Annotated in this window: 23 protein-coding genes and 3 tRNA genes; 15 read left to right on the top strand and 11 right to left on the bottom strand. The window is 66.9% G+C overall.

Features of this window, described 5'->3' with window-relative positions; translation table 11 throughout:
• Position 1: 1 nt before the first annotated feature.
• From EDC31_RS11340 to EDC31_RS11325, 4 genes are all read right to left on the bottom strand, one after another.
• Positions 2-78: transfer RNA gene (locus tag EDC31_RS11340), tRNA-Arg, on the bottom strand.
• A 17-nt stretch (positions 79-95) separates the two neighbouring features.
• Positions 96-172: transfer RNA gene (locus EDC31_RS11335), tRNA-Pro, on the bottom strand.
• 145 nt (positions 173-317) lie between these two features.
• Positions 318-800 carry a xanthine phosphoribosyltransferase gene (gene gpt, locus EDC31_RS11330; RefSeq protein WP_042055638.1) on the bottom strand — a complete coding sequence of 161 codons (483 nt, stop codon included), beginning with the start codon at positions 798-800 and terminating at the stop codon, positions 318-320.
• A complete protein-coding gene (locus tag EDC31_RS11325) occupies positions 800-1,135 on the bottom strand; it encodes a hypothetical protein (RefSeq protein WP_042055691.1) in 336 nt (111 codons plus the stop codon). The genes gpt and EDC31_RS11325 overlap by 1 nt, the downstream gene beginning before the upstream one ends.
• Before the next feature lie 98 nt (positions 1,136-1,233).
• On the opposite strand from EDC31_RS11325, the gene EDC31_RS11320 reads away from it, so the two are divergent.
• Positions 1,234-2,505, top strand: a complete 1,272-nt coding sequence (locus EDC31_RS11320; protein WP_042055689.1) for an MFS transporter — start codon at positions 1,234-1,236, stop codon at positions 2,503-2,505.
• Between the two features lie 26 nt (positions 2,506-2,531).
• Here the strand turns inward: EDC31_RS11320 and EDC31_RS11315 are convergent.
• Positions 2,532-2,607 (bottom strand) — tRNA-Asn (locus EDC31_RS11315).
• A gap of 74 nt (positions 2,608-2,681) precedes the next feature.
• On the opposite strand from EDC31_RS11315, the gene EDC31_RS11310 reads away from it, so the two are divergent.
• Positions 2,682-3,719 carry an ABC transporter substrate-binding protein gene (locus EDC31_RS11310; RefSeq protein WP_081797381.1) on the top strand — a complete coding sequence of 346 codons (1,038 nt, stop codon included), beginning with the start codon at positions 2,682-2,684 and terminating at the stop codon, positions 3,717-3,719.
• Between the two features lie 60 nt (positions 3,720-3,779).
• On the opposite strand, the gene rnhA is transcribed toward EDC31_RS11310, so the two are convergent.
• Genes rnhA through ispH form a run of 3 tightly spaced genes read right to left on the bottom strand, consistent with a single transcriptional unit; the run spans position 3,780 to position 6,276 of the window.
• A complete protein-coding gene (gene rnhA / locus EDC31_RS11305; RefSeq protein WP_042055634.1) occupies positions 3,780-4,310 on the bottom strand; it encodes a ribonuclease HI in 531 nt (176 codons plus the stop codon).
• Positions 4,300-5,244, bottom strand: coding sequence for a homoserine kinase (gene thrB, locus EDC31_RS11300; RefSeq protein ID WP_042055632.1), 945 nt, complete (start codon positions 5,242-5,244; stop codon positions 4,300-4,302). The genes rnhA and thrB overlap by 11 nt, the downstream gene beginning before the upstream one ends.
• A gap of 21 nt (positions 5,245-5,265) precedes the next feature.
• The gene (gene ispH, locus EDC31_RS11295) at positions 5,266-6,276 is read right to left on the bottom strand and encodes a 4-hydroxy-3-methylbut-2-enyl diphosphate reductase (protein ID WP_042055630.1); all 1,011 of its coding nucleotides are present in this window, start codon (positions 6,274-6,276) and stop codon (positions 5,266-5,268) included.
• 201 nt (positions 6,277-6,477) lie between these two features.
• On the opposite strand from ispH, the gene EDC31_RS11290 reads away from it, so the two are divergent.
• Together EDC31_RS11290 and EDC31_RS11285 are read left to right on the top strand one after the other, a co-directional pair.
• Positions 6,478-7,056, top strand: coding sequence for a hypothetical protein (locus EDC31_RS11290; protein WP_042055629.1), 579 nt, complete (start codon positions 6,478-6,480; stop codon positions 7,054-7,056).
• A 131-nt stretch (positions 7,057-7,187) separates the two neighbouring features.
• Positions 7,188-8,801, top strand: a complete 1,614-nt coding sequence (locus EDC31_RS11285) for an alginate export family protein (RefSeq protein WP_081797380.1) — start codon at positions 7,188-7,190, stop codon at positions 8,799-8,801.
• Here EDC31_RS11285 and EDC31_RS11280 read toward each other — a convergent pair.
• Entirely contained in the window at positions 8,722-9,342 is a 621-nt protein-coding gene (locus tag EDC31_RS11280; protein ID WP_042055624.1) for a hypothetical protein, read from the bottom strand. The two genes, EDC31_RS11285 and EDC31_RS11280, sit on opposite strands and share 80 nt — an antisense overlap.
• 83 nt (positions 9,343-9,425) lie before the next feature.
• Between EDC31_RS11280 and EDC31_RS11275 the strand changes: the two genes are divergently transcribed.
• Positions 9,426-9,983: a TetR/AcrR family transcriptional regulator gene (locus tag EDC31_RS11275; protein WP_042055622.1), complete on the top strand. Its 558-nt coding sequence runs from the start codon at positions 9,426-9,428 to the stop codon at positions 9,981-9,983.
• A 6-nt stretch (positions 9,984-9,989) separates the two neighbouring features.
• On the opposite strand, the gene EDC31_RS11270 is transcribed toward EDC31_RS11275, so the two are convergent.
• Positions 9,990-10,715, bottom strand: a complete 726-nt coding sequence (locus EDC31_RS11270) for a Crp/Fnr family transcriptional regulator (RefSeq protein WP_042055619.1) — start codon at positions 10,713-10,715, stop codon at positions 9,990-9,992.
• 191 nt (positions 10,716-10,906) lie between these two features.
• On the opposite strand from EDC31_RS11270, the gene EDC31_RS11265 reads away from it, so the two are divergent.
• The 8 genes from EDC31_RS11265 to EDC31_RS11230 all read left to right on the top strand — a co-directional run bounded on the left by EDC31_RS11265 (position 10,907) and on the right by EDC31_RS11230 (position 16,204).
• Positions 10,907-11,701, top strand: a complete 795-nt coding sequence (locus EDC31_RS11265) for an OmpW/AlkL family protein (protein ID WP_081797379.1) — start codon at positions 10,907-10,909, stop codon at positions 11,699-11,701.
• Positions 11,702-11,890: 189 nt separating this feature from the next.
• Positions 11,891-12,502, top strand: coding sequence for a regulatory protein RecX (locus EDC31_RS11260; RefSeq protein WP_042055617.1), 612 nt, complete (start codon positions 11,891-11,893; stop codon positions 12,500-12,502).
• On the top strand, positions 12,502-13,053 hold the full coding sequence (locus EDC31_RS11255; protein ID WP_042055616.1) for a CHAP domain-containing protein: 552 nt from the start codon (positions 12,502-12,504) through the stop codon (positions 13,051-13,053). The genes EDC31_RS11260 and EDC31_RS11255 overlap by 1 nt, the downstream gene beginning before the upstream one ends.
• A 54-nt stretch (positions 13,054-13,107) precedes the next feature.
• Positions 13,108-13,386: a twin-arginine translocase TatA/TatE family subunit gene (locus tag EDC31_RS18525; RefSeq protein ID WP_042055614.1), complete on the top strand. Its 279-nt coding sequence runs from the start codon at positions 13,108-13,110 to the stop codon at positions 13,384-13,386.
• A 12-nt stretch (positions 13,387-13,398) separates the two neighbouring features.
• A complete protein-coding gene (locus EDC31_RS11245; RefSeq protein WP_132127056.1) occupies positions 13,399-14,028 on the top strand; it encodes a methylthioribulose 1-phosphate dehydratase in 630 nt (209 codons plus the stop codon).
• 3 nt (positions 14,029-14,031) lie between these two features.
• Positions 14,032-14,580, top strand: coding sequence for a 1,2-dihydroxy-3-keto-5-methylthiopentene dioxygenase (locus EDC31_RS11240; RefSeq protein WP_042055609.1), 549 nt, complete (start codon positions 14,032-14,034; stop codon positions 14,578-14,580).
• Complete coding sequence (gene mtnC, locus EDC31_RS11235) at positions 14,577-15,284, top strand: acireductone synthase (RefSeq protein ID WP_042055607.1); 708 nt, start codon at positions 14,577-14,579, stop codon at positions 15,282-15,284. Before EDC31_RS11240 ends, mtnC begins: the two co-directional genes overlap by 4 nt.
• The gene (locus EDC31_RS11230; protein ID WP_042055605.1) at positions 15,281-16,204 is read left to right on the top strand and encodes a bifunctional riboflavin kinase/FAD synthetase; all 924 of its coding nucleotides are present in this window, start codon (positions 15,281-15,283) and stop codon (positions 16,202-16,204) included. Before mtnC ends, EDC31_RS11230 begins: the two co-directional genes overlap by 4 nt.
• Before the next feature lie 30 nt (positions 16,205-16,234).
• Here the strand turns inward: EDC31_RS11230 and EDC31_RS11225 are convergent, their stop codons facing one another.
• A complete protein-coding gene (locus tag EDC31_RS11225; RefSeq protein ID WP_132127055.1) occupies positions 16,235-16,936 on the bottom strand; it encodes a TonB family protein in 702 nt (233 codons plus the stop codon).
• Positions 16,937-17,001: 65 nt separating this feature from the next.
• On the opposite strand from EDC31_RS11225, the gene EDC31_RS11220 reads away from it, so the two are divergent.
• Positions 17,002-17,439 (top strand): DUF2946 family protein, encoded by a 438-nt coding sequence (locus EDC31_RS11220; protein ID WP_042055685.1) that lies wholly within the window; start codon positions 17,002-17,004, stop codon positions 17,437-17,439.
• Positions 17,440-17,532: 93 nt separating this feature from the next.
• Positions 17,533-19,737, top strand: coding sequence for a TonB-dependent receptor plug domain-containing protein (locus tag EDC31_RS11215; RefSeq protein WP_042055684.1), 2,205 nt, complete (start codon positions 17,533-17,535; stop codon positions 19,735-19,737).
• Positions 19,738-19,846 lie beyond the last annotated feature (109 nt).

The following is a 19,846-nucleotide window of genomic DNA, read 5'->3' as shown; positions in this document are numbered from 1 at the left end:
CTGGCGCGCCCTGCTGGATTCGAACCAGCGACCCACAGCTTAGAAGGCTGTTGCTCTATCCAACTGAGCTAAGGGCGCAGCGCCGCGAACGGCACTGGTCGGGGCGCCCGGATTCGAACCGGGGGCCTCTTGTACCCAAAACAAGCGCGCTACCAGGCTGCGCCACGCCCCGAACGGGCGGACCCTATCGCATCGCAGCCGAAAGCGAAACACGCGACGGAAAAAAACGCCACGGCAAAACCCATGCAACAAGGCGATCGGCGGAAATCCGTCGCCAGACTGACGCTTGCGCGGGAAACGGCGCTGCCCTTCTCCGGTCAGGCCGACTGGCGCGCCAGCGGCGGCACGAAGAGCGGGGCCGTATCCCACGGAAACAGCACCCAGGTATCCTGCGACACCTCCATCACATACTGATCCGTGTGCGGCCGACCGGAGGGCTTGGCATAAAGACAGGCGAAGTGGGCCTTGGGCAATGCTTCGCGGACAATTTTCGCCGTCTCGCCCGAATCCACCAGATCGTCGATGATCAGGAATCCCTCCCCGTCCTCCGCCGCCGTGGCGGGCTTCACGATGACCGGCTCGGACTGCTCCTCGGCGCTTTCCCCCGCATAGCTCACGACGGAGATGGATTCGATCAGCCGGCAATCGAGTTCCCTCGCGATGATCGCGGCCGGGATGAGGCCGCCGCGCGTCACGGCGACGATGCCCTTGAACGGGCCGCGCGGCATGAGCGCCGAGGCGAGAGTGCGGGCGTCGCGATGCAACTGGTCCCAGGTGACGGTGGCGTAATTGGCGGCCATCAGAACAGTTTTCCTCCATCCGCGACACACTGGTCGGGGCAAATCAATATCATTCCGCCGCCCGGCTCTGTCATGCCGAGGACGATCACGTCGGTTGGGGACGAAGGCGGGAGCGGCGGATTGACCACGGCACAGACCCGGCTGCCCGGAAGCGCATCCGGACGATAGCGGGCGGCAGGCCGCACGACGGCGCGACGCAGTCCGAAACCCGCGCCGAAAGTGATCCATAATTGCCAGAACGCACTCCCCGCCTCGACGCGGGCAACGCTTCCGACCCGAATATCAGGCCCCGCCGCTCGCCACGTCGTGGACGAAAGCGAGTCGGGCCGATTCATGACTGCGCCATCCATCGCGGGATGCTGCCCAAAGAGACAGTTTTTTGCAATTCCCCGGCATTCCGTCGGCCGCACCCTGCCCCTATACTCCGGCGGTCATGGCCGATTCATCGAACGCCCCTCTCACGGATACGACCGAATTCATTCCTTCACCGGATTCGCTGCGCGGGTTGAAAGGGCTGAGGCCGCTGCTTTTCGCGCGCGCCATGTCGGCGCTCTCGTCGCAGGTGCTGGCCGTCGCGGTGGGCTGGCAGATCTATGCGCTGACCCATAGCGTGGCGGCGCTGGGCCTCGTCGGCCTCACCCAGTTCCTGCCGATGCTGGCGCTGGTGTTCGCCTCCGGCCATGTGGCGGACCAGTTCAACCGCCAGCGCATCGTGCAGATCTGCCAGAGCATCGAGGTGCTGGCGGCGCTCCTCATGAGCCTCGCCTCCTTTACCAATCATCTCGCCCCGGCCGCGATCTACGTATTGGTGGCGCTGTACGGCGCGCTGCGATCCTTCGAGCAGCCCGCGCAGCAAACTTTCCTGCCCGCCATCGCCTCGGCCGCGCAGTTCCCGCGCGCCGCCGCCCTCTCCTCCTCGCTGTTCCAGGCCGCGTGCATCATCGGCCCGTCGCTGGGCGGTCTGCTCTACGGCCTGGGCGCGGGGTTCTGCTATCTGATCTGCGGGATCGGCTTCGGCAGCGCCCTTTGCGCCACCAGCATGCTGCGGCTGCCGCGGGCCCAGACGAGCCGTTCGCCCATGAGTCTGGAGTCCGTCTTCGGCGGAATCGCCTTCCTGCGGCGGCGACGCGATCTGCTGGGCGCGATCTCGCTCGATCTCTTCGCCGTGCTGCTCGGCGGGGCGACGGCGATGTTGCCGGTCTATGCCAGCGATATTCTCCATCTCGGGCCGGTCGGCCTCGGAATCCTGCGGTCGGCGCCGGGGGCGGGCGCGCTGTGCATCTCCATCTATCTCGCACGCCATCCGCTCAAGGGGCGCTGCGGGCCGATCATGTTCCTCTCGGTCGCGGTGTTCGGCGTCGCCACCATCGTCTTCGGCGTCGCCCATACGCTCTGGCTGTCCGTGACCGCATTGGCGATCCTTGGGGCGGCGGATGTCGTCAGCGTCGTGGTGCGTGGCGCGCTGACCCAGCTCGCCACGCCGGACGCGATGCGCGGGCGCGTCTCGGCGGTGAACATGCTCTTCATCGGCTCCAGCAACCAGCTCGGCGAGTTCGAGAGCGGCATGCTGGCCAGCCTGACCGGGCCGGAAGCGGCTGTCGTGTTGGGTGGCGTCGGCACGCTCGTCGTCACGGGAGTGTGGATCGCGCTTTTCCCGCGCCTGTGGCATCTCGACCGTCTGGAAGACGTGAAGCCCGAGGAATAAACCGCATTGCGAAGAAAAACAGGGCCTGGCTCCCGAAGTAGGACTCGAACCTACGACCCAGCGATTAACAGTCGCTTGCTCTACCAACTGAGCTATTCGGGACCGGCGACGCCGCTTCTAGCGAAACCGATCGCGAGGGTAAACCCCCCTTTCGCATTTTTGGAACATTCCCGGCCATGTCACTGACACATCGCGGAAAAATGCGACGCGGCTGGATGGTCGGCGGCGCGGCGCTCGCGGTTTTCGCCCTCGTCGAAGGACCGTTTCTGATGCGCCCCCGCCACGGGAAGCTGGCGAGCGACGGGCGCCGACGCGAACTGAAGCTGATCTGGCCGGATGCGGACACGAATACGCTGCTGCATCTCGCCCGGATGACCACTTTCGATCGTTACGGGCTGGACGTCACGGTCATCAACGCGGCCAATGGCGATTCCGCGCTGGACGCTCTGACGAACGGCTCGGTCGATGCCGCAGCCGTGCCGTTGCTTGATCTCCTCCCCCGGCTGCACGCCACGCCCACCCCCGAGTTGCCCGGGCTGGTGCTCTGCGGGCTGGGCGGCGGCAGCTTCCGCCTTCTGGCGGCCACTCGCGGTACCGAAATCCATCGCGTCGTCGATCTGGCGGGGAAATCCATCGGCGTTCAGCGCCTCGACGGGCTGGACCAGCGATTCGCGGCGATCCGTCTGCGACGGCGCGGCATCAATCCGGTGACGGGCGTCCGCTGGGTCGTTCTTCAGGAGGCCGATTTCGACGACGCCCTGCGTAACGGACGCGTGGACGCACTGGTCGCGCATGATCCGCTGGCCTGGGAGGTCATGCAGGCGACCAAGGGAATGAGCACGACCGTCATCAGCAGTCTCACCGGCGCCGATCGCGAGCGCACCAATCTCGTGCTGACCCTCTCTGCCGCGCGGCTCGCCGCCGATCCGGACCTCGCCGCCATGCTCATCCTCGCCATGCAGGAGGCCGCTGCGGCCTGGCCGGAACAGAAGGCCGCTCTCGCCTCGATGCTTTCCGACCTCCCCGATCCGGTGCCCCAGCCCGAGAAGATGCTCGCGCAGGAAGTCCCGCCGCATATCGTGACGGGCCACGACCTGATCGTCGAAATGGCTGAATCCATCGACGAGATGAAGCTGATCGGGTCCATTCCCGATGGCGAGCGTTCATCGGTCCTCGCCCACCGGCTTTGCCACCGCACGCCGGGCGCGGGCTAGCGCCTGTCGGGAGGCCGGATCACCTGCCTGCCGACAGGAGTCTTCCGGCGAGCCGCCTCATTAAACGATCGGACGACGTCCTGCCTCTTCTTCAGACAAGGAAGAGGCTCCTTGCGCCCGCTCGATATCCTCCCGCGCCCGTGTCGCCAGCCGGTCCACCCGCTCGTTTTCGGCATGGCCGCTATGGCCGCGCACCCAATGCCAGTCGACCGTGTGGCGCTTCTCCGCCGCCAGCACGCGCTGCCAGAGATCCATGTTCGCGACCGGATCGCCCGCCGCGTTGCGCCAGTTGCGGCGCACCCAGCCCGTGTGCCAGCGCGTGACGCCGTTCCGCAGATATTCGCTGTCCGTATGAAGATCGACGCGGCACGGTTTTTTCAACGCCTCCAGCGCCTCCGCGGCGGCGGTGAGTTCCATGCGGTTATTGGTGGTCGCACGCTCGCCGCCGGACAATTCCCGCTCATGCCCGCCGAAACGCAGCAACGCCGCCCAGCCGCCGGGACCGGGATTGGGCTTGCAGCCGCCATCCGTCCAGATCGCGACATAAGGCAGGCCATCAAGGCCGGGCTGCGCCTCGTCCTCAGAGTCCATCGCGCCGCTCCCATGCCGCAAGCCGCCTCTCATAGGCGAGCGGGTCCTTGCGCGTAACCACCGCATCCGGCGGCGTATTCACCCAGTCATAGAGTCGCGTCAGCAGGAAGCGCAGCGCCGCACCGCGACAAAGCAGGAGCATCGCGCCACGCTCCGCCGCATCGAGGGGACGGACGGATTCGTATCCGGCGAGCACGGCGCGCATGAGAACCGGATCGAGCGTCGCCTCATCCGGAAAGCACCAGGCGTTGAGACAGATCGCCACATCATAGGCGAACGCGTCCGTGCATGCGAAATAGAAGTCAATGACGCCCGATAGCCGCCCGTCGCGAAAGAAGGCATTATCCGGGAAGAGATCGGCGTGAATCTGACCGGCAGGCAAGTCCCGCGGCCAAGCCGCCTCCACCGCCGCGATCGCGGCGCTGACGCGATCGGTCAACCCCGCTTGCAGCGCGTCTCCCGCGCCGTGACAGGCGTCCAGCAGCGATCCCCAGGCGCGATGTCCGAATTCATTCTCCCGCGCGGGGCTGAAATCGCCTCCCGCCGCGTGCAGCCGTGCCAGCGTCGCGCCGAGCTGATGACACGATTCGGCGTCGATGACCGTGACGGGCCGCCCCGGCAGGAAGGTGGTGAGCGCCGCCGGACGGCCGCCGAGACGACCGAGCAGCGTTCCGTCCCGCATGGCGACGGGAGTGGGACACACGACGCCGCGCGCGGCCAGATGGCGCATATAGCCGAGGAACCAAGGCAGATCGGCCTCGCGCACCCGGCGTTCGTAGAGCGTGAGAATGTAACGCCCGCTCGCCGTGTCCAGCAGGTAATTGCTGTTCTCCACGCCCTCGGCGATCCCCTCACACGCGAGGGCCGCGCCGATATCGTACTGCGTCAGGAACGCGGCCAGCGCCGCGTCGTCGAACGTCGTGTAGACCGCCATGATGATCCGGGGCGCGGTGTTTCAGGGGCCGAGCGGGCTGGGCAGGCGGAAGGTGACGCTCTCTTCCTTGACGATCCGCTCCTCGATCCGCAGCGTGTAACGCTCCGAGAGCGCCTTGACCATTTCCTGAACCAGCGCCTCGGGCGCCGACGCGCCGGCGGTGATGCCGATGGTCTCCACGCCGTCGAGCACGTTCCAGTCCAGATCGGCGAGCTTCGGCACCAGGAGGGCGCGCTTCGCCCCGGAGCGCTCGGCGACCTCGCGCAGACGCTGGGAGTTGGAGGAATTGGGCGAACCGATGACGATGACCAGATCACTCTCCGGCGCGATGGCCTTCACCGCCTCCTGGCGATTGGTCGTCGCGTAGCAGATATCCTCGCGCTTCGGCCCCTCGATATCGGGGAAACGCTCGCGCAGGATCGCCACGATCTCCGCCGTGTCATCGACCGAGAGCGTCGTCTGAGTGATGAAGGCGAGGCGATGGGGATCGTCCGGCTGCACCCGGCGCGCCTCGTCGGCGTCCTGGATCAGCGTCATCGCGCCGGCCGGCAACTGGCCCATCGTGCCGACGACTTCCGGATGCCCGGCATGGCCGATCATCAGAATGTGACGACTGTCCGGCCCCCCCTCGGCGAAATGGCGTTCCGCCTCACGATGCACCTTGGAGACCAGCGGGCAGGTGGCGTCGAGATAAAGCAGGTTGCGGCGCTGGGCCTCGACGGGAACGGATTTCGGCACGCCATGGGCGGAGAACACCACATGCCCGTCCGGCGGCACCTCGTCGAGTTCCTCGACGAAGATCGCACCCTTGCGCTCCAGATCCTCGACGACGGTGCGGTTATGCACGATTTCATGGCGGACATAGACCGGCGCGCCGAAACGCTTGATGGCCTCCTCCACCACACGGATGGCGCGGTCCACACCGGCGCAGAAGCCGCGCGGCCCGGCGAGCAGAACGCGGAGCGTCCCCTTTCCCGAGCCGGAGGGAACCTCGTTCTGGCGGGCTGGGTCGAGTGTGAGCGTGTCGGCCATGGTGTTCCCCAATCAGACGGCAGGCAGTATAGCGATCTGGCGCGCGACGCACGCGAAGCAGACTCTTTTGACACATGGCGCAGCGAAATGCACCGTCCCAGAGGGCGTTACGCAACCCGACGCCGCCGCGCAACCCCCGTCATCGTTCCGCGATGGCGGACCCGGCCTCTCCTGGATACAGAAGGTTCGAGAATCAAGCCCATGTCCCGCCTCCGCATGATCGCCCGTTTCGCTCCCTTTTTCCTGACCGCCCCGCTGGCGCTGACCGCCTGCGAGGAGCAGCAGAGCGCCTTCGCCCCCGCCTGTCCCCACATGGACATGCTCGGCGACGCGTCGGACCTCTTCGCCTATGACGGGCGCGGCCTGGATGTGGGCGATCTCGTCGCCCATGCCAGCCTGACCGGCATGACCGGCGCCTGCGAGGCGGGCCCCACCGGCGCGCACCACCAGAAGACCGTCCGCACGCGAATCTCCCTCGCCATGACCATCCAGCGCGGGCCCGCCGCCGCAAGCGAGGCGCTCGACCTGCCCTATTTCGTCGCGGTCGTGCGCAACGGGAAGATTCTCGACAAGAAGGTGTTTCACGCGACCGCCGCCTTCGAGCCGAACACCTCGCTCACGGCGCTGAACACGCCGATCCGCATCATCGATCTCCCGGCTTCGGACAGCATCGAGGACACGGACTATCACATGGTGGTCGGCTTCCAGCTCACCCGCGCGCAGCTTCAGTACAACCGCACCCACTTGCCGCAGGCGCATTTTCGTGAACGTCTGAATTGAGACAGTGCAAAAAACGATTCTGTATGGCATTTAAAAAAATAAACGTGTATTTTGAGTTGATATAGGGGATTCGGTGTATATTAACGGTGAAAAATCGCGCTTTATCTCTGCTGCCACTCACGGCTCCGCTTATGGCCGCCCTCGCCGCCACGCCGGGCCGGTCCGCGACCACTGACCGAAGCGCCATCACAAACCGCGTCGAAACCGTCACCGTTCGCCAGCCGCCGCGCCCCACGGTGCAGACCTATCCGCACGCCGGCGTCATTGACCAGCCGCGCCGGGTGACGTCAGGGCAGAACACCGTCCCCAGTGGACGACAGGGTCCATGGGGCGCGTTCACGCGCGGCGACGGCGAGGCGGCGGGGTTCGGCCCCGTCGGGATTTACGGTGACGCGCCATGGGCGGAGGACTGGAGCTTCCTCCGCGACCGCTCCCTTGCGAAAGATCCGTTCGATCCGCTGAAATTCATCGCGCTGAATAAGGCGCGCACGATCTGGCTGACCCTTTCAGGCGAGACGCGCCTGCGCAACTGGTATGAGGGCCGGCCCTATCTGGGCACGCGGGGAACGCCCGGCGCGGGGCGGTTCGCCGTCCGCAATCTCTATGGCGCGGATCTGCATCTCGGCGCGCATGTCCGGCTGTTCGGCCAACTGATCAACGGCGATGCCGCCGGATGGGCAGGCTACGGCTACAACGGCACCTACCGCAAGCGACTCGACCTGCAACAGGGCTTCGTCGAAGTCACCGGCGGGATGCTCGGCGCACGCACGGGGCTGCTCGTCGGCCGCCAGCAATTCCTCGATGCGCCCTCCTACGTGCTCTACAACCGCAACACCCCCAACGTGCCGCTTTCCTGGAACGGCGTGCGCGGCTATGCGATCTGGCAGCGAGTGCGCGTGGACCTCTACGATTTCGTCGGCACGAACATCAACGAGTCGAAGATGTTCCACGATGACGAAGACTGGGGAACACGGCTGCACGGGCTGGACATGACCTTCGCCCCCGGGCCGATCCGGCTGGGGCGGGAGGAGCTGAAGACCTATCTGGACCTGTTCGCCATCGGCTTCCGCCTCGCCGGGGCCGGGGCCGCCGTACCTTACCGTGCCTCCACTCTGTCCGGCAGCACGACGCGGCAGAATGGCGGCTTCCGCTGGTATGGCGGTTCCCCGTCTTTCGAATTCTCGGTCGGCGGACTTTATCAGTCGGGCACCTTCCAGGATGCAAAAAGCGGCGCGATCCGCGACGTGGCGGCCTATTCGGTCAACACGACGGCCGGCTACCGCAATCCCCGCTCTCACTGGCACCCTTTCATCGGCGGACAGTTCAACCTGTATTCAGGCGGCGACTCGCGAAGCAGGACCGGGACGATCGGCACCTATATCGCGCCGTTCAACCCCCAGACGAACTATCTCGACACCACGGCCTACATCGCGCCCAGCAATCTCATCACCGTCTCTCCCGTCCTGCGCGTCACGCCGCTGAGCTATCTGAGCTTTCAGCTCAAGTCGCCCTTCCTCTGGCGCGACGACGTGAACGATCGCATCTACAGCTCCAGCGGCGCGTACGGGTTCACGCCCTCCGGCGGATTCGTCGGCGTCATCCCGCAAACCGCGCTCACGCTCCAGTTCGGGCAGCATCTCTCCTGGACACAATATGCCGCGCGCTTCATCGCCTCGAACGGCATGAGCCGCGCAGGGGCACAAAGCGGAAACTACTATCAGTCGAACGTCGTGTTTCGTTTCTGAACATCCGGCGGCTCAGGCGAAAGATCCGGCGGCCGGCGAGGCTCAGGGCGATCATGGCAGCCAGGGACAGCATCATCCCGCGATGCAACAGGGTGTCGTCGAGCCGATACGCGAGCGCCGCACCCCAGACAAGGGAGCGCAAGGCGAAGAACACGGCCCAGACCACCGTATAACCGCGCAGGAAGCCCGCCAGCCCCGGCGCGTCAGGCAGCGCCCTGCCCGCCCGTTGTTCCGCCAGTTCCCTCAGGAGCGGAACGCGTCCTCCCGCGCCGAGAAGAAAGACGGCGGCGCAGATCATGTTCTGCACGCCTGCCCGCGCCGCCTCCGGCTGATCGGCCATGAGCACCCCCACGGCGGTCACAGCCACAGCCAGCCCGTTCATCAGACGCCAGGCCCGCGAGACGCGCCCCCTCTGCCGCAGCGCGCCGAACGCCGCCAGCCCGGCCGTGGCGAGAAGGCACCAGAGCGGCGGCACGACCGGCGCCAGCAGCCAGGCTGCCGCGAGCGGAAGAATTTCAGACAGGAGGACACGAGCGTTCATGGAAGCCCCTCTAACTTACAATGTAAGTCATCGCGCGCGGCAACGTGCTTTGCAAGCAGAAACTTACATTGTAAGTTAGAGGCATGACCCGCCGCTCTCCACCGCCCGACATCCGCCGGGCCATGCTCGACGCCGCCCATGCCCTTCTCGACGAAGGCGGGATGTCCGCCCTCGGATTGCGCGCCATCACCCGGCGCGCGGGTGTTTCGGCGACCTCGGGCGATCCGTATTTCGGCAATCACGCGGGCGTGCTGGCTGCACTGGCCGCTGAAGGCTACGACGCACTCGCCGAGGCTCTGGACCGGGCGGGAGCGGACGCGCGCGCACGCGGCTTGGCCTATCTGCGCTTCGCTCTCGCCCGCCCGGCGATGTTCGAGCTGATGTTCCGCAATGACCGGCTCGACAGATCGAATCCCGCCTTGCGCGCCGCGACGGAACGCGCCTTCGCGGCGCTGGGCATGCTCGCCGCCGAAGGGTCGGAGCACGAACGGGCCTTGCGCGCGACGGCCGCCTGGGGCGCGGTCCATGGTCTTGCGACGCTGGCGGTGGACGGCCGTCTGGAACGGTTGCGCGAGATGGCCGACGCGCCCGATCTCCTGACGCTGGTCTCCGAGGCGCTGGGCATGTGGCGCCTGGGCTGATCCCCGCTACATCAAGACGCCAGACCGCTCCCCCGCCGCGCGGATCGCGAGCGCCGGGCGGTCGATCACACGGATGCGGGTGATATGCTTGACCTCGATCAGCCCGTCGCGCCGCAGCATGTTGAGCATGCGGCTCACCGTCTCGATCGTCAGGCCGAGATAATCGGCGATGTCCGTCCGCGTCATGGGCAATGTGATCTCCGGCTGACCGCCGCAATCCTCCACGCGCTGCATGATGAAGCTGGCGAGACGTTCCAGGGCCGTCTTGCGGCCGAGAAGCACCATATGCTCCTGCGCCAGAATCAACTCGCGGGCGGCTTCCAGGAGGAGCCGCTGCTCAAGAGCGGGAAACTGCGCGATGAGCAGCTTCATCCCGACATGGGTGAAGCGGCAGAGATGCACCTCGGTCAGCGCCTCGGCCGTGAAGGCATAGCGTTCCTGCGCCGCCAGCCCGAGGAAGCTCCCTTGCCGCGCGAATCCCGTGATCTGCCGCCGGCCATCCGCCATCAGGGTGAACAGCTTCACCTGGCCGCCGGTCACGATGAAGAATTCATCCGCCGGCTCATCCTGCGCGATGAATGCCTGGCCGGGCTGGACCACCATATGCTGGGAGTGGACGGCCAGCCGGGCCAGATCCTCGTCCTCGACGACCGAACAGACACTTTGCTTACGGGCCCCGCACTGGGCGCATTCGCGCAACAATGCGGCGGCGTCATGGGGACGCCCCAGCATGTTTCATCCCTTCATTTCATTCCGGACGCGCCCCCGTAACCGGTCACGCCCGTCCTGACTCACGGCCGCCCATGCGTCGATACTTAAGCTCATTTAATTTCTTATAGGGCGCGCGTTTGACCTAGGTCAAAGCAATACGCGCCGGGGCATGCTGATTGAGGACGTACCCAGTGTTTCACGGACAGTCATCAATGAATATCTCGCTCAAGCGTCTTCTCTCCGCGGCAACGGGCGCCGGCCTCGCAGTCATGCTGGCGGCGACGGGCGCTCCCGCCCGCGCCCAGTCCTCCCGGCCGATCGTGAACATGCAGGCGGCGCCGACGCCCCATCCGGTCCTGCCGCCGTCCGGCGGCTCGTCCTGCGGGCTCTTCCAGACCTGCGCCAACACGCGGATCGGGCTCGGAAAGGGCGACTTCATCGTCCGCCTCTCGGCGATCGGCGTGCTACCGGAAAATCTCGACAGCAAGATCTGGCTGAACGGCCAGCATCTGCCGGGGCATGTCGGCACGACGAACGGCGTTTCGCCCGAACTGACGTTCGAATATTTCCTGACGGATAATATCTCGGTCGATCTGATCGCGGCCAGCACACGGCACGAAGTGTCGCTCGACGGAACGCCGCTGGGCAAGATCGACGTCGCCAGCACATGGGTTCTCCCGCCCACCGTCACCTTCGCCTGGCATTTCCGGCCGCACAAGCGCTTCAACCCCTATGTCGGCGTCGGCGCGACGATGGCGTGGTTCTACAACACGCAGCCGGCGGGCGGCATCGTCCAGAAGGCGAATTTCGGCTTCACGGGCGGCCCGGCCGTCGATATCGGCTTCGACTATCAGGTGGTCGGCAACTGGTTCTTCAATGTGGACGCCAAGCAGATGTTCCTCCGGGCGCATGCCTGGGCGAATGACAGCGGATCGGGCGCTTACGTCCGGGCGCATGATTCGCTCGACCCGACGGTGGTCGGGATGGGTATCGGATACCGCTTCTGATCCTTCTGCGGATCAGACGGCGAAGGGGTCGGAAGCGCTCGCTTCCGGCCCTTTTTTTTGTCCGGAACCGTGCTTTCCGCCTCGCATTGACGCGGTGTCTCGGTCTGACATTGTGCTCTTTGGAGTCCTGCTGCGGAGAAGAGTGGGGAAAGCCATGGTTCCGCCATGATGAGGAGGCAGAAAACCCGCATGATGTCCGAATCAGCACCGCCGCCGCCCGATGCCGCCGCCTTGCGCGAAGCGGCGGTGGCGCATCTGGCGCGTTTCGCCACCACGCGGCGGGGGCTGGAGCAGGTGCTGGATCGCCGGCTCCGCCGCTGGGCCGAACGGGCGACGCGGGCGGGGATGGAGAGCGACGCAGCCGCGGAGGCTCTTGCCGGGCTCCAGCCGGTCATCAGGACGATCCTGAAGGAAATGGCGGAACTCGGCGCCGTGGATGACGCCGCCTTCGCACGCTCCCGCGCGCTGGGCCTGACGCGGACGGGCCGTTCGCGCCGGGCCGTGACGGCGCATCTGATGCAAAAGGGCGTCGAGGCGCCGGTCCTGGCCGATGCGCTCGACGACGCGCTGGGGGACCGGCATGGCGAGGCGGCCCGGGATCATGAGATCGGCGCGGCGCTGATGCTGGCGCGGAAGCGGCGGCTGGGGCCGTTCGCGCCGGACGCGGCGGATGACGCGGCGCGGGAGAAGACGCTGGGCGTGTTCGCACGCAATGGATTCTCCCGCGACGTGGCGGAAAAGGTGCTGGCGATGGACCCGACGGAGGCGGAAGAATGGGTGAACGCACTTCGCACGCTGTAATGCTGCGCCTTGCCCTCGCGCTCTCCGGCGTGCTGAGCCTCGCCGCCTGCGGAGGCACGCCGCGCTACGAATATCCGCGCTCGGCCTTCAACGGCAGGCTGCAATGCGCGCCCTATGCGCGATCGAAGACCGGCGTGGCGCTCTCCGGCTCCGCCTATCGCTGGTGGAGCGAGGCCGCCGGACGCTACCGCCGGACGAGGAGTCCGGCCGCCGGGGAAATCCTGGTATTCCGCTCCACCGGGCGATTGCCGGACGGGCATGTCTCCATCGTCCGCCGTGTCGTGGCGTCGCGGGAGATCCTCGTCGAGCACGCGAACTGGGAGCCGGGCCGGATCGACCGGGGCGTGCCGGTCGTCGATGTGTCGCCGGAGAATGACTGGTCGCTCGTTCGCGTCTATTGGACGCCTATCCATACGCTCGGACGGCGGAACTATCCGACCTACGGCTTCATCGTCCCGCGCGGGCTGGACGATGTCGCGGCCCTCGACATGGAATCGACGAACGGGGAGTCGGGGGAAAGCTTGCAAGACGCGCGCCGTCGCGCCATGTGAGAGGATGATCCCGGGCCGGAATGCCCGCCGCCGCTGTTTAAGGAGTGTCTTGTTATGGGTAGCATGAGCCCCCTGCATTGGCTGATCGTGCTCGCCGTGGTGCTGATCCTGTTCGGCGGCGGCAGTAAGATCAGCGGCCTGATGGGTGATTTCGCCAAGGGAATCAAGGCGTTCAAGAAGAACATGGCCGATGACGAATCGCTGGAGCAGAGCAACGCCTCCTCCGCGCCGACGGGTCACATCCAGCCGCCCCAGGGCTATGCCCAGCAGCCGAATTATACGGCCCAGCCCGCAACGCCGGCCGCGCCCCCGTCCGGCACGCCCCATCCGTAAGGCCGGATGGGCATGAGCGATCACGACTCCGCCTGGACACAGGCGGCGCGCGATATCGTACGCGCCGGGCGGCGGATGGACCAGCGCGGCTGGGTGCCCGCCACGGCGGGGAACATCAGCCGCCGCCTGCCCGACGGTCGCATCGCGATCACCCGCTCCGGCGGCCACAAGGGCTTCCTCGACGAGTCGGACGTGATCGAAGTGACGCCGGATGGAACCCCCGCCCTCACCGGGACGCGCGCCTCGGCGGAAACGCTGCTGCACACCCAGCTGTACGCACATGATCCCATGATCGGCGCGGTGGTGCATGGCCATTCCGTGGCCTCCACCGTGCTCTCCATGATGCGCCGCGCGCCCTTCCTCCGGCTGGAGGGTTACGAGGTGCTGAAGGTGTTCGAGGGGCAGACGACGCACGAGACCAGCGTGGACGTGCCGCTCTTCGACAACGACCAGGACATCGCGCGCCTGGCGGGCGTCGTCGCGCCGCATCTGGGCAACATGCCCGCGGGCTATGTGATCCGGGGGCATGGCGTGTATGTCTGGGGCAAGGACATGGACACGGCGCTGGCGCGGCAGGAAGGACTGGAATTCCTGTTGTCCTGCGAACTGGCGAAAGCGGGCGTGAACGAGGGGAAGGGCTGAACCATGAGCCGCCTGATCATCTATCCGGACGACGCGCCGGACACGAAACTGCTCGACACCGGGGTGCCCTCCGCGATCGCGGAGGCCCTGCGCCCGCTGGGCGTCCGCTTCGAACGCTGGGACGCGCCGGTCACGCCGTCGAAAGAAGCCGGGGCCGAGGCGGTTCTGGACGCCTATCGCCCCTATCTCGACGGGCTGATGGGCGAGACGGGCGCGGGCTCCGCCGACGTGGTGCGGCTGAATGCGCAGACGCCGGATCTTCCGGCGATTCGCGAGAAATTCCTCTCCGAGCACACGCATGACGAGGACGAGGTGCGCTTCTTCGTCCATGGCCGGGGCACGTTCGTGCTACATCTCGGCGGCAGGGTCTATTCCGTGCTCTGCACGCAGGGCGATCTGATCTCCGTTCCGGCCGGCGTGCCGCACTGGTTCGACGCCGGGCTGTCGCCTGACGTCGTCGCGCTGCGGGTGTTCACGGACATGACGGGATGGATCGCGCACTATACCGGCGACGGGATCGCGCGGCGTTTCCCGGCGGAGCTTCCGGCATGAGCGCCATCCGCCTCATCCTGCTGGATATCGAAGGCACGACGCTTCCCATCGCGTTCGTGCGTGACGTGCTGTTTCCCTATGCCGCGCGGGCCCTGCCGGATCTGTTGCGGACGAAGGCGGAGGATGCGCGCGTCAAGGTCGCGCTGGGCGACATCGCCCGCGAATTCCCCGCCCGCGCCCCGCTCGACGTGATCCGCGACTGGATGGCGCGGGATGAAAAGACCGCGCCGCTCAAGACCCTTCAGGGCATCGCCTGGGAGGCGGGCTTCCATGACGGCGACCTGCGCGCGACGCTCTATCCCGATGTGCTGCCGATCCTGCGCGGCTGGCATGACGCCGGGATGCGGCTGGCGGTCTATTCCTCCGGCGCGGCCCAGGCCCAGCGCCTGCTTTACGGCCATACGCAGGAAGGCGACGCGACCGGCTTCTTCGAGGCGTTCTACGATCTCGGCATCGGCGGAAAGAAGATCGCCGAGAGCTATGCGGAGATCGCGCAGCGCGCCGGTGTCCTGCCCGGGGCGATCCTGTTCCTGTCCGACGTGGCGGGGGAACTCGAGGCCGCGCGCGCCGCGGGATGTCAGATCTGCCAGATCGTGCGTCCGGAAGACGGAACGGTCGCCGCCCCGGGCGTGCCGCACGCCGCCGATCTTCGCGAAGCCGCCGCGGCCTTCACCCCCACCCTTGCCGTTCCGGCGACCGCATGACGGTTCATACGGGCTGGACGATCCCGGAAGAGGCGCGCGGCACGGCGGCGGCGCTGGGCAATTTCGACGGCGTTCATCGCGGCCATGTCCATCTGCTGCATACGCTGCATGCGGCGCGCCCCGACCTGCCCCTCGCCGCCGTCACCTTCGAGCCGCATCCGCGCGAATTCTTCCGCCCGCAGGACCCGCCGCTCCGCCTCACCCTGCCGGACATGCGGGCGCGCTATCTTGCCGAAAACGGCGCGCGGCATGTGTTCCAGCTTCCGTTCGATCATGATTTCTCCTGGCTCTCGCCCGAGAACTTCATCGAGGAGGTGCTGCATCGGGGGCTGGGCGTGCGCCATGTCGCGTGCGGGCCGGATTTCGCCTTCGGGCATCGGCGCAGCGGCGATGTCGCCTTTCTCGAACGCCATCTGGAGCCGTTCGGCATCGGGCTGACGATCGTCCCCCCTCTGGCTGATATTGGTGGGCCGTTTTCGTCCTCGCGCGTCCGCAGACTCCTCCAGGCGGGCTATCTGGAGCGCGCCGAAGAGGAGCTGGGCCGCCCCTGGACCATTCCCGGCACGGTGGCACATGGCGACAAGCGCGGCCGATTGCTCGGCTTCCCGACGGCGAATATTCCGCTCGGCTCCCATATCGAGCCCGCGCGCGGGGTGTATGCGGCCACGGTGCGGATGCCGGATGGCGTGATCCGCAAGGGCGTCGCCAATATCGGGCGGCGTCCCACCATCAATGACGGACAAGAAAGCCGTCTCGAACTGCATATCTTCGATTTCGACGGCGATCTTTATGGCCAGAGGCTCGAAGTCTCCCTCCACACGATGCTCCGCGAGGAACAGCGCTTCAGCGGGCTGGACGCGCTGAAAGAACAGATTGCCCGGGACGCGGCGGTCGCGCGGCAGGTTCTGGACGGCCGGTAAGGCTGTTCTCCGTCTCCGGACGAAGACGTCTCACTCCAGCCGGAACCCCACCGGCAGGCGGAGAGTGGCGGCGCGCGGCCCGTTATTGACGCAGCGCGCCTCGCGGGCGGCGGCGAGCGCCGCGTCATCGAGCGCATCGCTGCCGCTGCTGACGGCCAGCGATGCGTCCGTCACCGCCCCGCCAGGCGCGACGGTCAGCAGGATGCCCACCACGCCGGATTGATGCAGAAGGCGCGCTTCCGGCGGATAGGGCGGCGTCTGAATCCCGCAGGACGGCGCGATGACGGCGGGCGCGGCGGCGGAAGGACCGGCGGCGGGCGACGCGGCGGCGGGAACGGATGCCGGAGTGGGCACGGTCCTCGTCGACGCCGACGCGCTGGTGGAATGCGATATGACGGAGCGGCGTCCGGCCGAAAGATGCGCCAGGGGCATGGGCACCGGAAGAGCCTCCGGCGTGGTGAGTGGCGCGGGGATTTCGGCGGCGTCCGACGGCAGGGCGGGGGCTGCGGGCGGCGCGAAGGACCGCAGCGACGGCTCCGGCGCGCGTTCGAAGATGACGGGAGCTTGCGGCTCGGCCGGGCGCGGCAGGTGGGCCGGGCTGCGCAGCAATGACAGCACGCCCAGATGAGCGGCCAGCGCAACGGCCAGCGCGATGAGCAGCAGGCGCGAGGACCGGTCCGCGCGAGGCGGAGCCGGCGCCATCAGGGGAACTATGGGGCGCGCGTGATCCATGACCCGCAGGAATGTGCCTCGCGCGCGGGTTTGACAAGACAGGATATTGGGCGGAGAAGGCGGCCATGGCCGGTCGCGTCGCCCTTTCCTCCCGCCGCGTCGCGCTCCGCCCGCGCCTGTGGGTGGGGGTGCTGCTGCTCGGGCTGCTGGGACAGCTCGTGATCATGGGCGCGGCGCGCCCCGGCGAAATGCCGCGCGCCACGCTCGAACGGCTGACGGGACTCGTCATCACCACCGCGCCGGTCATGACGACCGGCTGCGACATGATGGCGGATCATGACCGGGACTCGCATCAGGCGCCCCGGCCCGGGCATGACGCGGATGCAGGCTGCTTCCTTTGCCCGCTGCTGACGCTCGGCCCGGTCGTCTTCCATGCCGCGCCCGTCTTGCCCGCCCCCTCGACGCTGGTGCTGCATGTGCAGCGCAAGGCCGCGCCCCCCCGTGCGCCGCCCGCGCCCTGGACGCCTGTCCTCGCGCGGGGACCGCCCTCCGTCTCTTCGTGAACAAACTGCCGCCGCGCGAGAACCGCGCGGCGGTCCGGCGTCATTCACACCGAAGAGACCTCAATCATGAAGTTCGCTCCGAAAAGGCGCGGCATGACGCGCGCCCTCCTGCTCGCCGCCTGCGCCGTTCATTTGCCCCCTTCTCGCGCCGCCGGCGCATCGCCGGTCATCACCCTGCCGGAAGTCGATGTCTATGCGGCGGACGCGCCCTCGCTGACCGACAGGAGCCTGATGGCGACGCGCGTCTCGTCGAAAGACCTGCGACAGTTGAGCCGCGGCACCGCCGACACGACCGGGCTGTTTTCCCGTGTGCCGGGATTCAGCATGTGGAATGCGGGCGGCATTTCCGCCCTGCCCGTCATCAACGGCATGGCCGACGACAATGTGGCGACGATGGTGGACGGCGTGCGCATCCAGCCCGCCTGCCCGAACCACATGAACCCCGCCCTGTCCTATATCACGCCGGACATGGTGGCGAATGCGACGGTGATCGCCGGGATCACGCCCGTCAGCCTCGGGGGCGACAGCCTCGGCGGCACGGTGAGCGTGGAGCGGCGCGATCCGCAATTCGCGCGGCGCGGCAAGGTTCTCGTCACCGGCTGGGCGCGCGGCGCCTATCACAGCAATGGCGGCGGCTGGGAGGGATCGGCCAGTGCTACGGTCGCGAACGATACCTGGAGCCTGAACTACAGCGCCTCCTATCAGGCGCGCGGCGATTACCATATGGGCGGCGGCGAAGGCGTCGTGCGCTCCTCGCTCTACAAGAACGTCTCGCACAGCGTCACGCTGGGGTATCACAAGGGCAACCATCTCCTCGCCGTCACGGCCGGGCAGTCGGACACGCCCTATGAAGGGTTCCCGAACGCCTGGATGGACATGACCAATAACCGCTCCACCTTCGTGAACGGCAAATATACCGGCGCGTTCGACTGGGGCACGCTGGAAGCGCGCGGCTACTGGCAGCGGGTCGATCACGTGATGAACGATCTCGCCGACAAGGGCGGCCATAGCTGGGACACCGGCATGCCCATGAATGACAGGAACCGGATCGCGGGATACCAGATCAAGGCGACGATCCCGTTCGGCCGTCACGACACCCTGCGAATCGGCGACAGCTTCGATCACCAGTGGCTGGCGGACTGGTGGCCGCCGCTGCCGGGCTCGATGATGATGGGGCCGAACACCTACCAGAACATCGACGACGGACGACGCGACCGGCTCGGCAATTTCGTCGAGTGGGAAGCGCATCCCGCGCCGCATGTGCAAACGCTGCTGGGCGTCCGCAGCGACGTGGTGATGATGAATACCGGCAATGTGCAGCCCTATGACTACGTCGCGCGGGGGATGAGTGGCATGTCCACGGGCATGTCAGGCATGAGTGGCATGGGTGGCATGTCGGGCATGGCCGTCACGGATTCGAACGCCGCCGACGCCTTCAATGCCCAGAACCATCACCATACCTATGTGAATTTCGACCTGACCGCCCTCATGCACTGGGATGCGACGGATCGCCTGTCGATCGAAGGGGGGTACGCCCGCAAGTCGCGCGCGCCGAACCTCTTCGAACTCTACAGCTGGGGCCGTTCGGAGATGGCCAGCACCATGATCGGCTGGTTCGGGGACGGAAACGGCTATGTCGGCAACAACCACCTGCAATCGGCCATCGCCCATAACGTCTCCGTGACGGCGGACTGGCACGATCAGGCCAGGAAGCTGTGGGAGCTGAAGGTCCAGCCCTATTTCATCTATACGGAGAACTACATCAACGTGAACCGGCTGAAGACCTTCTCCGACGGCTTCGCGCTGCTGCAATTCGCCAATCACAACGCCCAGAGCTATGGCGTCAACGCCTCGGGCCATTATACCGCCTGGTCCTCGCCGAAATGGGGCACGGGCGTGATCAGCGCCAAGGTGGACTGGGTGCGGGCTCAGGATCTGGTGACGCATACGAGCCTGTATCACCAGATGCCGACCAACGGCTTCGTCGCGCTGGACGAGACCTACGGCAACTGGTCGGGCCGCGCGGAGGTCATCCTGGTCAAGCGCAAGAGCACGGTGGATGTGCTCCGCTCCGAGCCGCGCACGCCCGGCTATGCGCTGCTCAACCTCACCGCCTCCTACAGGTGGAAGAAGGCGGTGTTCCAGCTCGGGCTGGACAATGTGCTGAACCAGGCCGCCTACCTGCCCCTCGGCGGCGTGGCGCTCGGCAATTACATCTATGCGGGCAGAAAGGGCGCGCTCCTGCCGGTCGGGCTCATGGGGCGTTCGGTCAACGCCTCGGTGACGATGACGTTCTGAGCGGCGAAGGCGGTTCCCGTCGCGGCTGTTCGAAGGGCGACCGCCCTTCGGCGGGCGCGGGGCGGTTCCACCGGCTGGCCGCCAGACCCGGCTCTCTTGTCTCTTCATG

The sequence above is a fragment of the Acidomonas methanolica genome (assembly GCF_004346035.1).
Lineage (GTDB): Bacteria > Pseudomonadota > Alphaproteobacteria > Acetobacterales > Acetobacteraceae > Acidomonas > Acidomonas methanolica.
The sequence above is the reverse complement of the archived record's forward strand: the minus strand, read 5'-3'. Positions and strand labels throughout refer to the sequence as shown.

Bases quoted from the DNA above. Each gene is read 5' to 3' on its own strand.
- EDC31_RS11290 (WP_042055629.1), top strand. From the start codon at position 6,478: ATGTCCCGCCTCCGCATGATCGCCCGTTTCGCTCCCTTTTTCCTGACC.
- gpt (WP_042055638.1), bottom strand. From the start codon at position 800: ATGGCCGCCAATTACGCCACCGTCACCTGGGACCAGTTGCATCGCGAC.
- mtnC (WP_042055607.1), top strand. From the start codon at position 14,577: ATGAGCGCCATCCGCCTCATCCTGCTGGATATCGAAGGCACGACGCTT.
- EDC31_RS11265 (WP_081797379.1), top strand. From the start codon at position 10,907: ATGAATATCTCGCTCAAGCGTCTTCTCTCCGCGGCAACGGGCGCCGGC.
- EDC31_RS11275 (WP_042055622.1), top strand. From the start codon at position 9,426: ATGACCCGCCGCTCTCCACCGCCCGACATCCGCCGGGCCATGCTCGAC.
- EDC31_RS11325 (WP_042055691.1), bottom strand. From the start codon at position 1,135: ATGAATCGGCCCGACTCGCTTTCGTCCACGACGTGGCGAGCGGCGGGG.
- EDC31_RS11230 (WP_042055605.1), top strand. From the start codon at position 15,281: ATGACGGTTCATACGGGCTGGACGATCCCGGAAGAGGCGCGCGGCACG.
- EDC31_RS11220 (WP_042055685.1), top strand. From the start codon at position 17,002: ATGGCCGGTCGCGTCGCCCTTTCCTCCCGCCGCGTCGCGCTCCGCCCG.
- EDC31_RS11245 (WP_132127056.1), top strand. From the start codon at position 13,399: ATGAGCGATCACGACTCCGCCTGGACACAGGCGGCGCGCGATATCGTA.
- EDC31_RS11225 (WP_132127055.1), bottom strand. From the start codon at position 16,936: ATGGATCACGCGCGCCCCATAGTTCCCCTGATGGCGCCGGCTCCGCCT.
- ispH (WP_042055630.1), bottom strand. From the start codon at position 6,276: ATGGCCGACACGCTCACACTCGACCCAGCCCGCCAGAACGAGGTTCCC.
- rnhA (WP_042055634.1), bottom strand. From the start codon at position 4,310: ATGGACTCTGAGGACGAGGCGCAGCCCGGCCTTGATGGCCTGCCTTAT.
- EDC31_RS11260 (WP_042055617.1), top strand. From the start codon at position 11,891: ATGATGTCCGAATCAGCACCGCCGCCGCCCGATGCCGCCGCCTTGCGC.
- EDC31_RS11270 (WP_042055619.1), bottom strand. From the start codon at position 10,715: ATGCTGGGGCGTCCCCATGACGCCGCCGCATTGTTGCGCGAATGCGCC.
- EDC31_RS11285 (WP_081797380.1), top strand. From the start codon at position 7,188: ATGGCCGCCCTCGCCGCCACGCCGGGCCGGTCCGCGACCACTGACCGA.
- EDC31_RS11280 (WP_042055624.1), bottom strand. From the start codon at position 9,342: ATGAACGCTCGTGTCCTCCTGTCTGAAATTCTTCCGCTCGCGGCAGCC.
- EDC31_RS11255 (WP_042055616.1), top strand. From the start codon at position 12,502: ATGCTGCGCCTTGCCCTCGCGCTCTCCGGCGTGCTGAGCCTCGCCGCC.
- EDC31_RS18525 (WP_042055614.1), top strand. From the start codon at position 13,108: ATGGGTAGCATGAGCCCCCTGCATTGGCTGATCGTGCTCGCCGTGGTG.
- EDC31_RS11240 (WP_042055609.1), top strand. From the start codon at position 14,032: ATGAGCCGCCTGATCATCTATCCGGACGACGCGCCGGACACGAAACTG.
- EDC31_RS11310 (WP_081797381.1), top strand. From the start codon at position 2,682: ATGTCACTGACACATCGCGGAAAAATGCGACGCGGCTGGATGGTCGGC.
- EDC31_RS11215 (WP_042055684.1), top strand. From the start codon at position 17,533: ATGACGCGCGCCCTCCTGCTCGCCGCCTGCGCCGTTCATTTGCCCCCT.
- EDC31_RS11320 (WP_042055689.1), top strand. From the start codon at position 1,234: ATGGCCGATTCATCGAACGCCCCTCTCACGGATACGACCGAATTCATT.
- thrB (WP_042055632.1), bottom strand. From the start codon at position 5,244: ATGGCGGTCTACACGACGTTCGACGACGCGGCGCTGGCCGCGTTCCTG.